17 protein-coding genes are annotated in these 11,624 nt (G+C 67.4%); 3 read left to right on the top strand and 14 right to left on the bottom strand.

Annotation, left to right across the window (positions count from 1 at the left end; genetic code table 11):
* Positions 1–96: 96 nt before the first annotated feature.
* The 11 genes from C7I84_RS28845 to C7I84_RS28895 all read right to left on the bottom strand — a co-directional run bounded on the left by C7I84_RS28845 (position 97) and on the right by C7I84_RS28895 (position 5,952).
* Entirely contained in the window at positions 97–651 is a 555-nt protein-coding gene (locus C7I84_RS28845; RefSeq protein WP_106775658.1) for a phage tail tape measure protein, read from the bottom strand.
* A 165-nt stretch (positions 652–816) separates the two neighbouring features.
* Entirely contained in the window at positions 817–1,035 is a 219-nt protein-coding gene (locus tag C7I84_RS28850; RefSeq protein WP_280954240.1) for a rcc01693 family protein, read from the bottom strand.
* Positions 1,032–1,364 (bottom strand): gene transfer agent family protein, encoded by a 333-nt coding sequence (locus C7I84_RS28855; protein WP_106775660.1) that lies wholly within the window; start codon positions 1,362–1,364, stop codon positions 1,032–1,034. Before C7I84_RS28855 ends, C7I84_RS28850 begins: the two co-directional genes overlap by 4 nt.
* Complete coding sequence (locus C7I84_RS28860) at positions 1,361–1,777, bottom strand: phage major tail protein, TP901-1 family (RefSeq protein WP_106775661.1); 417 nt, start codon at positions 1,775–1,777, stop codon at positions 1,361–1,363. The genes C7I84_RS28855 and C7I84_RS28860 overlap by 4 nt, the downstream gene beginning before the upstream one ends.
* A gap of 154 nt (positions 1,778–1,931) precedes the next feature.
* A complete protein-coding gene (locus C7I84_RS28865; protein WP_245428659.1) occupies positions 1,932–2,348 on the bottom strand; it encodes a DUF3168 domain-containing protein in 417 nt (138 codons plus the stop codon).
* Complete coding sequence (locus tag C7I84_RS28870; RefSeq protein WP_106775663.1) at positions 2,323–2,511, bottom strand: hypothetical protein; 189 nt, start codon at positions 2,509–2,511, stop codon at positions 2,323–2,325. Before C7I84_RS28870 ends, C7I84_RS28865 begins: the two co-directional genes overlap by 26 nt.
* Complete coding sequence (locus tag C7I84_RS28875) at positions 2,508–2,843, bottom strand: phage head closure protein (protein WP_106775664.1); 336 nt, start codon at positions 2,841–2,843, stop codon at positions 2,508–2,510. Before C7I84_RS28875 ends, C7I84_RS28870 begins: the two co-directional genes overlap by 4 nt.
* Complete coding sequence (locus C7I84_RS28880; protein WP_106775665.1) at positions 2,843–3,412, bottom strand: head-tail connector protein; 570 nt, start codon at positions 3,410–3,412, stop codon at positions 2,843–2,845. The genes C7I84_RS28875 and C7I84_RS28880 overlap by 1 nt, the downstream gene beginning before the upstream one ends.
* 268 nt (positions 3,413–3,680) lie before the next feature.
* Positions 3,681–4,925, bottom strand: coding sequence for a phage major capsid protein (locus tag C7I84_RS28885; protein WP_425351421.1), 1,245 nt, complete (start codon positions 4,923–4,925; stop codon positions 3,681–3,683).
* Positions 4,926–4,930: 5 nt separating this feature from the next.
* Positions 4,931–5,617, bottom strand: coding sequence for an HK97 family phage prohead protease (locus C7I84_RS28890; protein ID WP_106775667.1), 687 nt, complete (start codon positions 5,615–5,617; stop codon positions 4,931–4,933).
* Positions 5,614–5,952 (bottom strand): DUF6107 family protein, encoded by a 339-nt coding sequence (locus C7I84_RS28895; protein ID WP_106775668.1) that lies wholly within the window; start codon positions 5,950–5,952, stop codon positions 5,614–5,616. Before C7I84_RS28895 ends, C7I84_RS28890 begins: the two co-directional genes overlap by 4 nt.
* A gap of 168 nt (positions 5,953–6,120) precedes the next feature.
* On the opposite strand from C7I84_RS28895, the gene C7I84_RS28900 reads away from it, so the two are divergent.
* Positions 6,121–6,333, top strand: a complete 213-nt coding sequence (locus C7I84_RS28900; RefSeq protein WP_106775669.1) for an AbrB/MazE/SpoVT family DNA-binding domain-containing protein — start codon at positions 6,121–6,123, stop codon at positions 6,331–6,333.
* Entirely contained in the window at positions 6,333–6,722 is a 390-nt protein-coding gene (locus C7I84_RS28905) for a type II toxin-antitoxin system VapC family toxin (protein ID WP_106775670.1), read from the top strand. Before C7I84_RS28900 ends, C7I84_RS28905 begins: the two co-directional genes overlap by 1 nt.
* Positions 6,723–6,727: 5 nt before the next feature.
* Here C7I84_RS28905 and C7I84_RS28910 read toward each other — a convergent pair whose 3' ends face one another.
* The 3 genes from C7I84_RS28910 to C7I84_RS30465 all read right to left on the bottom strand — a co-directional run bounded on the left by C7I84_RS28910 (position 6,728) and on the right by C7I84_RS30465 (position 9,774).
* Positions 6,728–7,912: a phage portal protein gene (locus tag C7I84_RS28910; protein ID WP_106775671.1), complete on the bottom strand. Its 1,185-nt coding sequence runs from the start codon at positions 7,910–7,912 to the stop codon at positions 6,728–6,730.
* Between the two features lie 145 nt (positions 7,913–8,057).
* Positions 8,058–9,251: a DNA-packaging protein gene (locus C7I84_RS28915; protein WP_106775672.1), complete on the bottom strand. Its 1,194-nt coding sequence runs from the start codon at positions 9,249–9,251 to the stop codon at positions 8,058–8,060.
* 37 nt (positions 9,252–9,288) lie between these two features.
* The gene (locus tag C7I84_RS30465; protein WP_106775673.1) at positions 9,289–9,774 is read right to left on the bottom strand and encodes a hypothetical protein; all 486 of its coding nucleotides are present in this window, start codon (positions 9,772–9,774) and stop codon (positions 9,289–9,291) included.
* Positions 9,775–10,616: 842 nt separating this feature from the next.
* Between C7I84_RS30465 and C7I84_RS28925 the strand changes: the two genes are divergently transcribed.
* On the top strand, positions 10,617–11,384 hold the full coding sequence (locus C7I84_RS28925) for a L,D-transpeptidase (protein ID WP_106775674.1): 768 nt from the start codon (positions 10,617–10,619) through the stop codon (positions 11,382–11,384).
* Positions 11,385–11,624 lie beyond the last annotated feature (240 nt).

Genomic DNA, 11,624 nt, shown 5'->3' on the forward strand with positions numbered 1-11,624 from the left:
CTACTGCCCTACTGCCCTACTGCCCTACTGCCCTACTGCCCTACTGCCCTACTGCCCTACTGCCCTACTGCCCTACTGCCCTACTGCCCTACTGCCTCAAAACGTCCTCGCCCCCCGCGACACCGCGCGCGCCAGCATGCCGGTGAGCTGCGCCTCCGACTTGCGGAACGAGGCGGCGTCCTGCGCCGTCACATTGAAGACGATGTTGACCGGCTGTGCGGCGGCGCCCGCCGCGACCCCCAGCCGGCCGTCGGCGCCGCGGCTGAGCGGCAGCACCGCCTCCGGCCCCGCCTCGCCCATCAGGCCCAGCCGGCCGCCGGCGGGAAAATAGGTCGGCGCCGAAACCACGCCGCCGGAAGCGAACGGCACGACGCCGCCCTTGGCGAAGGGCAGCAAACCGCCGCCGATATTCGAGAACAACGACCCGAACAGCGACTGCAGCGGCTGCAGCCCCTGGTTCAGCGCCATGCCGGCGAGATTCAGCGCGATGCGGCGCAGCACGCTGTCGAGCTCCTTGCCGTCCACCACCGCCCCGCGCAGGGCGCCCGCGAGCTGCGAGCCGAAGCCCGCCGACAGCCTTTGCAGATTGTCCAGCGCGGTCAGGAACGGCTCGGTATCCGCCTCGATCGCGACGGTGACGGTCTCGGCCATGCCGGCCTCCTTAGGTCAATCCGGCGGAACCGCAGGGGACAGTTTACTTTCTTTCGGCAGAAAGGCCGCAGCGGTTCAGAAGTCGCGCAGGCCGAAAAAAGTAAACTGTCCCCGGCACTTCCGCCGTTTTTTGCGTTCATTTCGGGCTGTCGGGTAGACCTGGCATCAGTCCGGAAACTGGGTCATCAGCGCCGCCAGGTCGCGGCGCGCCGGAGCGGCGTTCAGCGCGTAGCCGTACAGGCTCATCGCCCGCTCCATCTCGCGCGGCGTCATCGACCAGAAATTCTTGGGAGAAAGCCGCAGCAGGCCGAACCCCACGGCCATCACCGTGTCCCACGGGAATGTCCCAGGCGAAGGCTCGCCCGCGCCCGCTGCGGCCGTCAAGGGTGCGGCGTCGCTTCCTTCGTCCCGAAGGTGGCGGCAAGCAGTTCCGACACGATGCGCGCAAAACCCGCCGCGCCGTCGGCCGCCTGCATCGTCGCCACCTCCTCGTCGGTGACGGCATTGCCGGCACCGCGCAGGCCTGCGCCGACGATGCGGATCAGGTCGCGCGCCGAAAGCCGCCCGGTGGCGAAGCGCTCGACCAGAGCGCCGAGATCATCGGCGGCATAGGCCGCTTCCAGCTCCGCCAGCGCGCCGAGCGTCAGGCAGAGGCGATAGCTCTGCCCGTCGAGGTCCGCCGCCACCTCGCCGCGGCGCCGGTTGACGCTCATGGCGCGGCCGCGAAGCTGATTGCGCCGGCCGATTCCAGCCCGATCTCGAAGGTCACCTCGCCGTCATGGCTGCCGGCATATTCGAGCGCGGTGATCTGGAACGGCCCCTCGACGAGGCCGAAGCCGGGAATGGCGAGCTGCCAGTCGACGATCTCGGCGGAGAAGAAACGCGAGCGGATGGCCGCGTCCGACTGTGCGTCCTTGAAGATGCCCGAGCCGCTCGCCGAGGCGCGCTGCACGCCGCTGCCGGCGAGCAGCTCGCGCCAGCGCCCGGCCGAATCGGCATCGGTCACGTCGACGGTCTCGCTGTTGAAGGCCAGCCGCCGCGAGCGCAGTCCCGCGACGGTGACGAAATTGCCCAGCCCGTCGAAATCGATCTTGAGCAGGAGGTCCTTGCCCTTCTGTGCGACCATGTTCGTGTCCTGGTGGTTGTTGAAATGCGCGGCGCAATCCCTCCCCCTCGAGGGGAGGGTGGCCGCGAAGCGGCCGGGTGGGGTCGCTGCGGCAGTGCGCGGCGCCCAGCTGTGCCTGCGGACGGCTCCGCTTCGCACCCTCGAGCAGAGAAGGCTAAGCCGCCTCTTCCATCAGCACCCGGAACCGCAGCAGCCCGTGATGCACGGAAATATCCTCGTCGAAGCGCACTTCCGAGAATTCCAGCCGGATGCTGACCAGGTGGTAACCCGTCATCGCAAGCGGCGCATCGTCGAGCAGCGCCTGTGCCCGCTCCATGATCGCCAGCGCCTCCTTCTTGCCCTGGCTCTTCGACCAGATATGCAGCGTGAACAGGTGCTCGGTGCCGATTTCGGTGCCGGTGCTCCAATCGAAGGCGCTGGTGCGGCCGAAGGTGATGTAGGGGAACGCCACATGCGCCGGCGCATGGTCGTAGACCTTGCCGCCGCCGAGCAACGCGGACAGCGCGCCGTCGCCGGCCAGCGTGGCGAAAACGGATTTCTGCAGCTCAGCCGCGGCGGATGTCATCGTCATTGCCCCTCGTGGCGGCTCGCGAACGCTCGGGGCGATCGCCAGCGGACACACCACCTCCCAAGGTTGCAGCATCCGGGAATTCCACATCTTCCGCAAGCCTTTGCGCCTGCAATCTCAACGCGCGAATCAAGCCGTCGAGCGTCAGTCTCATGGCAAGGTTCATGCGCCGGTCTCCCTGACGCGGCAGACGAGGTAGCGGCCGCTCTCGTCGGGGTCTTGAACGATAACGATCGCGAAGACGCGGTTCTGCCGGACGAGCCGCATGCCGCTCGCCACGCCTTCGCGATGGCGGATGGTGACGCGGTGCGTATGCTCCTCCAGCGTCTGGCCGGCACCGAAGCGCGCCACCTGCGCAACCGGCTCGATCTGCCCGAACACGGTGGCGACTTCCTGCCATCCGGTCACGTGGCCGCCCATGCCGTCGCCGGCCGGGGCGGGAGCCTGCAGCGACAGCTCATGCCTCAGCGCGCCGGGATCGATGAAGGTCGCCCGCATCAGATCCTCCGGTCGCCGTAGCTCGCAATCATCCGCTCATAGGCCGGCGGATAGGAAACCGGCTGCTCGTCGGGGCCGTAGCTCGCCCGGAACTCGTACCAGTGCGCCGCCAGCACCAGGATCGCCCGGCGCAACAGGTCGGGCACGTCGGTACCCGCCTCGCCGAAGCCGGCGCGGAAATCGATCTCCAGCCCGTTCATCGCCCGCATCGGCTGCGGGCGATGAACGAACAAGAGCCGGGCCGGCCGCGACACGAGATCGACCTGGTAGTCGCCGGCGCCGACCAGCGAGGCCTCGCCCTCGGTGCCGTAGGCGGTGACGGCGATGATCTCGCGCACGGGATGGCGCATCAGCAGCACAATATCGCTTTTCGGGATGCAGTCGATGGCGAGCCGCCACGCCTGGTCGATCAGCGCCAGGCCTGTCGCCCGCTCGACGTCCTCCCGGGCGGCGCGGATCAGGCCCTCGATCAGCCCGTCCTCGGCCGTTCCTGAAAGCCGCAGGAACGCCTTGGCTTCGGTCAGCGTCACGGGCTCGACCGTCGGCTCGGCGGTGCGCAACAATGCCATGGAACGACCTCGTTGTGAGAAATGGAAGCGGCCCCGGCGGGAGGAACCGGGGCCGCGACGGCACCTGCGGACCGGAGGCGCAAGGAGAGGTGATCGCCCGTCGGCTAGGTGCCGTTTCTGGCAGTTCCAGATCTGCCCAGGAGGAAAATTCACCAGCCCGGCGAAATGGTGTTCGGCGAGCACCGGCGCGGAGCGTATGTCGAGCACGCGGCACCGGAGCCAGGCAAAACGCCATTTGCGGGCCGGCATGGCGGATTTTCCGGCAGGCTTAGGTTGTGCCGTATTTCATCAGCTTGATGGCGTCGAAGTCCTGCACGCCGCCGCCGACGCGCTTGGTCGTGTAGAACAGCACGTAGGGTTTCGCCGAATACGGATCGCGCAGGACGCGCACCCCGGTGCGGTCGACCACCAGATAGCCGCGGGAAAAGTCGCCGAAGGCGATCGGCGTCGTGTCGGTGCCGGCGTCCGGCATGTCCTCGGCCTCGACCAGCGGGAAACCCATCAGCATGGCGCGGCTGCCCGGCGTCGCCGGCGGCTGCCACAGATAGTTGCCGTCGGCGTCCTTGAGCTTGCGGATCGCCGCCTGCGTCTTGCGGTTCATCACCCAGTTGGCGTTCTGCCGGTATCCCGCTTTCAGCGCATAGACGAGGTCGATCAGCTTGTCGGACGGGTTGCTCGCCGGCAGAGCGCCGGCGACGCCGGTGGCGATGTAGCCGATATCGCCCCAGGTCCAGCTCGCCTCCGCCACAGTGTCGTAGGCGAGAAAGCCTTTGGGCTTGTTGGTGCCGTTGCCGATGACGAAGGCCGCCCCCTCCTGCTCGGCGAAGGCGATCTCGATCTCGGCCGCGATCCACTGGTCGAGGTCGATCACGGCATCCTCCAGCAGCGTCGGCGTCGCCGCCGGCATGGCATAGAGCTCCGCCGTCGGGAACTGCAGCTCGTCGAGCGTCGGCGAATTGGTTTGCGTCCGCGCCGCGGTCTCCGCCACCCAGCCGACGGCCGGCCCGCCGATCGAAAAGGGTTTCTTCAGCACCGCCGATGACACCTGCCGCACCGAGGCGATTCCGCGGATCGGCGATATCTGCGAAAGCCGCCTGCCGATCTCCGCCTCGATCTCCTCCGGCACCAGGTAGCCGCCGTCGGCACCCGAGCCGGCCGACATCGCCTTCACGTCGAGTGCGCGCATCGCCCGCTCGTCGCCGCGGCGCAGATAGGCATCGAAGGCCGCCTTGTGCTCGGAGGGTGCGGCCCGTCGTCCCCCGTCGCCCAGCGGCGGGCGCAGGCGCTTCAGCGCGAGATCGTCCAGCCGGCGTTTCTGCTCGTCGAGCGCCGTCGAGATGCGCTCCACCTTGTCGGTGGTCACGACGTCGGCGCCGAGCCGCCGATTGATGTCAGCCAGCTTCTCCTCGTTGGAGGCCTTGAACGCCTCGAAGGTGGTCATGAACTCGCCGAAGGCATCGGCGACGTCGGCATCCCGCGCCGACTTGGTTTCCAGCCCGTGCAGGCCCTTCATGTCAGTCATGGTCTCACTGTCCTTGCTCGTTGCATCATGCGTGTAGCCTCGCGAAGCCGGTTCACGAGGTCGGCGGTCGACCCGGGAGCGGCGTCCCGCGCCGCCAACAGGGTGGCGTAGCCCTTGGCGATCACCGTGCGGGCCTCGCCATGCGTCAGCCCCGCATCGCGCGTGAGCCAGCGTTCGAAAGTGCGGGCGGTCGGCAACCCGCCGCCCTTCACCGACTGCACGCGCGCACCGGGCAGCATCGGAAAAGTGACGACCGAGATCTCCCACAGATCCGCCTCGACGATGCGCCGGATGCCGGTCGTCGGGTCGTTGTGCGCCTTCACCGCGCGAAAGCCGATCGACAGGCCGTCGAGGGCGCCGGCGCGCATCAGCGACAGCACCTCGCGGGCGCGGCCGACATTCCTGGCCAGCCGCCCGCGCACCAACAGGCCTCGCGCGTCCTCCTTGAGTTCCGTCCACACGCCGATCGGCTCGCCCGGATCGTGCTGGTAGAGCATGCGCACGCCGGCCGCGCCGCGCTCGCTGATGGAGCGGGCGAAGGCGCCGCGCATCATCATGTCCTTGCCGAGATCGATGGCGCCGAACAGGCTGGCATAGCCGGAGAAGGCGCCGTCGGCCTCGACCTCGCTCAGCGCCAGGCCGGCATATTTGCGCTCGCAGGCGCCGCTGCGTCTTTCGCTCATCTGTCGCTCCCGTTCCTGAAAATCCGGCCGATCAGGCCGTTGCCGAAGGCGCGCTTGAGAAAGCCCAGCCCCCACCAGGCCGACAGGCTGGCCGCGGCCGCGCCCATCAGCGCCGTCTCGCCGGCGCCGAGCATGTGCCCGATGCCGAGCTCGGCGGCGATCTTGAGGCCGGCCGTGCCGCCGAAGACGAGGCCGCAGACCAGGCCGACGGCGAAGCGCACCGCCGCCTCGCGCCGCCCGGCCGGCAGCATGTAGGCGAGCGAGATCGCCGAGCCCGCGACCGCGCCGGCTCCCTTGGCGACCCACAGCCAGGCCGCCTCGTTGATGTCTGTCATTGGGGGTTTCCGATGAGATGGGCGGCAGGCGTTCCAATCCGGAGACGGAGCCGGCTCGGAAAAGAGCCCCCTACTGCCCTACTGCCCTACTGCCCTACTGCCCTTTCGAAAAACGTCGATCGATGCTATTTCTTACGGAACATCGATCGATCAGTGCCAGGTACGACTATGCCCGACATCGCCACGCTCTCGGCCAAATTCCAGATATCAATCCCGAAGGCCGTGCGTGCGGCCCACCGGTGGCAGGCAGGCCAGGAGTTCGCCTTCATCCCAAAGGGAGCCGGCGTTCTGCTCGTGCCGGTGCCGAAACCGGCGGAACTCGCCGGCATCGCGAAAGGCGCGAAGGCAAGGGACTACCGCGACCGCAAAGACAGGTTCTGATGCGCCTCGTCGACACGTCGGCCTGGATCGAATGGTTGATCGCATCGCCGGCCGGCAAGGCCGTGGAAGCCGCGATTCCGGCGCGTGACGATTGGCTGGTGCCGACGATCGTCCAGCTCGAGCTGGCGAAATGGCTGACCCGCGAGGTGGGCGAGGACAAGGCCGATCAGGTGATCGCCTTCACGCAAATGTGCCGGGTCGTGCCGCTCGATACGAAGATAGCGCTGCTGGCGGCCGAACTCTGCAGCAGGCACAAGCTCGCGACCGCCGACGCGATCATATACGCCACCGCCCTGCAGAACGACGCCGACCTGTTGACCTGCGATTCGCATTTCGAGGGTCTGCCCGGCGTGACCTTCATCGAGAAATCGGCGGGTAAGGCACGCTGACGCCGTCACGATCCCGCTCCTCGCGGCTGGTATCCCACCGCCTCCCGCTTCTCGTCGTCGCTCAAAAAGCCTGCCGCCCCGACCCGCGCCCACAGCGCCTCGCGCTCGGCCGCCAGCCCGTCCACCTGGTCGGCGTCATAGGCCACCCGCAGCCCGTCGCCGAAGGCCGGCGCCAGCCAGGCGGAGAATTCGCGCACGGTGCGCGCCACCAGCGGCAGCACGGTCATGCGGTAGAAGGCCCGGTTGGCCTCCTGGTAATTGGCATAGGTGTTGTCGCCGGGAATGCCGAGCAGCATCGGCGGCACGCCGAAGGCGAGCGCGATGTCACGGCTGGCGGAATGCTTCGCCTCGATGAAGTCCATGTCCTTGGGCGACAGGCCCATCGCCTTCCAGTCGAGCCCGCCTTCCAGCAGCAGCGGCTTTCCGGCCTTGGCCGCGCCCGTATACTCTTCGCTCAGATCGGCCTTCAGCCGCTCGAACTGCTCATCGGTAAGATTGCCGCCCTCCTTCGGCGCGTAGACCAGAGCGCCGGAGGGCCGCGCGGAATTGTCGAGCAGCGCCTTGTTCCAACGCCCGGCCGCATTGTGCGTGTCGAGCGCCATCAGCGCCGCCTCCAGCGGCGGAAAGCCTCGGACGTCGTCGAGCGGATGGAACAGCGACATTTGCAGCGCCCCGCCGGCCGTGGCGCCGCCGAGCGGCACCACGCGCTTGGCCTTTTCCGTCCGGTGCTCCAGCGCCACCGGCCATCCCTGTCCGTCGCAGACGACGCCGACCCGGTCCGGCCGCAGCAGATGCAGCTCGCGCAGGTCGCCGCCCGCCTCGACCAGCTCGACATAGGCGTTGCCGGAGATCAGCAGATGGCCGTAAAGCGCCTCGAGAAAACTGGCGCCGGCCTGCCTGGGATTGGGCCGCTCCATGAGCGTGACCAGCGGATGCCGCGACAGCTCCGCCCCGCCCTCGTAGAGCAGCCACGGCACGGCGGCGGCGGTCTCGGCGACCAGCCGCACGCAGCGGTGCACGACCGGGTTCCTCATGAATCCCTCGCGCGCCAGCGTCGCATAGTCCCGCCTCGTCCAGCCGGCCTCGGCCTGCACATGCAGGGCGACGAAGCCGCCCGACCAGCCGGCCTTGCGTTCGGGCACGACCGCTCCGTTCCGGGCGCCGCGGCGCCAGGGCCAGTTCCATTGCATCGGCGATCCTCGATTGGAGCGAATAGCGAATAGGGAGTAGCGAATAGGGAACTATTTCATTGACTTGTTCCCATCCGAACCGATCCTCGCTATTCGCTATTCGCTATTCGCTATTCGCTATTCGCTATTCGCTATTCGCTATTCGCTATTCGCTCAAATTCCTCACCCTCGGCTCCCCGGTCCTGCCGGGAAGCAGTTCCGTCACCGCCCAGACCAGCGCATCCACCCGGTCGGGCGAGCGGCCGCCGGAGAGCCCGTCGGGGCCGAAGTCGCACATTTCGTCCTCCAGCGCCGGGAAGCGGCCGGCATGCCGAACCTTCTCCTGCTCGTAGAGCATCGCCACCGGCTCGGCGCGGATCCATTTGCCGCGCATCGCCCTGACCGCCTTCACCGGCACGAGCGGATCGGCGGCGCGGATCACCGCGCTCACCATGTCGCCGCCCTGGTTCACCTCGGCCACGATCGTGTCGGCCTCGAGCCGGTGGAACAGCGCCACCGCCGCGCCCGCCCAGTCCTGCGGCCGCGCCGCCTTCACGGTCGCGTCGGCCAGCACGAAAGCCCTGCCCTCGCCGTCCAGCCCGGCCGCCACGATACCGCAGGCATCCGAGCTGCGCCGGGCGCTCGCCGGCGGGTCGACCGCCACGACGATGCGCCGCAATTCCGGCACCTCGGCCGCGAATGCCCGCTCGATCAGGTCGCGCGTCCACAGCCCGTCCTCACGGTCCTCGACCAGCTCGCCGTCGAGTTCCTGCCGGCCGAGCTTTGTGGCGCCGTAGCGGTCCCTGACCGCCGCCACGAAGCCCGGCGCGAGATTGGAGGCGTTGCCGGACGTGGTGAGTTTGCTCCTCGTCACCAACGGGTCGGTCATGAGCTTCCTCACCAGCCTGACCGGCCGCGGCGTCGTGGTGATCATCTGCCGTGGTTGTATGCCCAGCCTCAGCCCGAACTGCAGCATATCGAACGTCTCGTCGGCGTTCGTCCACTTGGCCAGCTCGTCACACCATGCCGCCTCGAATTGCGGTCCGCGCAGGCTTTCCGGGTCCTCCGACGAGAAGACGTGCCCGACCGCGCCATTGTCCCAAACAATCCGGCGCCGGCTCGGCTCGTAGCGGGCGCGGTTGCCGCGCGCCGTGCGCGCGATGCCGGCCGGCCCGTCGATCATCACCTCGCGCACGTCGCCGAGCGTCTCGCCGACCAGCGCGATCACGCCGTAGCGCTGCCCCGCCGCGGTGAAGGGTGGAAGACCGCGCACCAGTCCGTTCACCCATTCGGCGCCCAGCCGCGTCTTGCCGGCGCCGCGCCCGCCGCTCACCAGCCAGATGGGCGGCTGCATGCGCATCAACGGATACTGGGCGAGGAAGGCGTATCTCCACCACTCATTCCTTGCCAGCCACGCTCCGTCCAGGCCCACATGCCTCCGCAACCATTTGAGCTGCGAGCTCACGGGCAAGTTCGATAATGCGTTCGTCCATGCGTTCGAGTACGGCGGCCAATTGCTCATCCTCTCTGATCTGGTTCTCCTTGGCGGCTTCTTCCGGCCGCATGACTTCGCCGATCTTCTCCAGGCTGCGCACCAGCGCCAGCGCCGTGTCGACGTCCGACTTACTGATCTTGCGCCCTTCCTCGAGCGCCGCCCGCCCCATCGCCTCGATATGGTCGAGCAGCATGGCGGCGATGGCGCGGACACGCGCAGCCACATCCTCCTGCGGCGCGCGGTCCAGAGCCCAGCCCTCGCTCTCGGCATCCCGCCTCAGCATTTTTAGCGACCGCCCGCTGGCATCGGCCAGCAGGTCGAGCGTCGCCTTCGCGCCCTCGGCGAGCGCGCGCAGCGCCCGCTGTTGCGCCAGCGGTCTTCGAGACATGGAAACGGTCCTGTGTTTGTGAAAAGGGTCTCGCCGCGTATCTCCCCCCTCGAGGGGAGATGGCCGCGCAGCGGCCAGAGGGGGTCAGTGCCACTCGCGCGGCGCCGTACCAACTCCCCGCCGCCCGCACTTTTCCGACGATAGCGAAACCCTAGCAAAGCACCGTCACGGTGTCAAGGAATTTTTTCCTAGCTATATATGTGACAAAGTAAGCGCGTCGGTCTTATCGCACGGCGGCAAGGTTCGAATGGCGGCGTGTCCAGCATAAGCTTTGGCGTCTCATTGAACTTCCGGTCGTCGGTCTCAGCTTCATTTCGGGCCCGCTGTGAGCCCATTTTCCCCACGCCCTGTGAATCTGCGGCTTCTCACCAAGGGGTCCCTTGCCTGAATCAAACGAGTCGCCTTTCATGTGATTCGCGAGTGCGACGAGAGTCGGCAATCCAGTGGTTGCAGCCACGTAAGATCGCCGACTCGCCGCAAGGCCCACTAGCTGGCGCTACCCGCTATGGGTGCCTTCAGAGACCGTCGTCGGGTCTCTGTCGTATGGGGACGGTATGGTTACGGGCCGCTAGATTTCCGACCTTGCTCCCGTGGGTTCGATTCCCACCGTCTCCGTTACCGTCACACAATATGCGTTCTCGCATATTTGTGAACCGTCAATTTAGGCGAAAACGCATAACTCCAATTCAAACTCTCAGCGTGTCACGCAACGGCAACGATGCCAGAATCACCCTTGGTTTGGCACACGTATACATTCGCGATGCCAGACGGCCTGATCGACACTCCCCGGAACCCCCCATCCCCATCGCGCGTTGCGGGCCGAACCGTGCTATGAGATTCGCATGCAGATCAGCCGCCGCACCATGCTCGCCGTGATGGCGACCGCCGCCCTCCCCGCCTGCGCGAGCAATCCGAGCCGCGAGGTCGCCTCGACCGAGGGCGGGCCGCTGCCGCCGCTGACGCCGTTCGGCACCGAACAGAACTTCGGCGACCCCCGCGCCATCTATGCCGCGATGTTCGACGAGGGCTACGACATCCCCGCCGTGCCGATCGAGCAGATCGACCCGCGCTACTACCGGCAGGTCATCGACAACCCGACCGGCGAGCCGCCCGGCACCGTCGTCATCGACACCTCCAGCCACTTCCTCTACCTCACCCGCGAAGGCGGCCAGGCCATCCGCTACGGCGTCGGCCTCGGCCGCGAAGGTTTCGAGTGGGCCGGCCGCGGCGTCATCGAGTGGAAGCAGAAGTGGCCGCGCTGGTTCCCGCCCAACGAGATGATCGACCGCCAGCCCGAGCTCGAGCAGTACCGCGCCCGCCAGATCCCCGGCACCAACGAGTGGGAGGGCGGCATGCAGCCGGGCATCCAGAACCCGCTCGGCGCCCGCGCCCTCTACATCTTCCAGGACGGCAAGGACACGCTCTACCGCCTGCACGGCTCGCCGGAATGGTTTTCCATCGGCAAGTCGGTCTCGTCCGGCTGCGTGCGGCTGATCAACCAGGACATCATCGACCTCTACGACCGCGTGCCCGACAAGACGCCCATCGTCGTCACCGGCGGCCTGCTGCCGTCGTCGGCGGTGGGAATAGACGGACAAGGGGTGATCTAAGACTTGCCTTCAGCCGTTTGTGGCGGATTGAAAGCCGGCCGACGTCAAGCGCCCTCGTGGTTCGACACAGGGCAATCGCATATGAAGGTACCCCCACCCCTAACCCCTCCCCACAAGGGCAGGGCTGTCCGGGGAAAGTTATTGGTGAATCGAAATGCCGCAGGCGCATGCCCCGAGAGACGGGGATTTTCCGTCTACCTTCTGGTTGTCGAGACTCAGAAAGGGACGGGGCATGCGCTT

Origin of the sequence: Kumtagia ephedrae (assembly GCF_003012745.1) — a bacterium.
Lineage (GTDB): Bacteria > Pseudomonadota > Alphaproteobacteria > Rhizobiales > Rhizobiaceae > Kumtagia > Kumtagia ephedrae.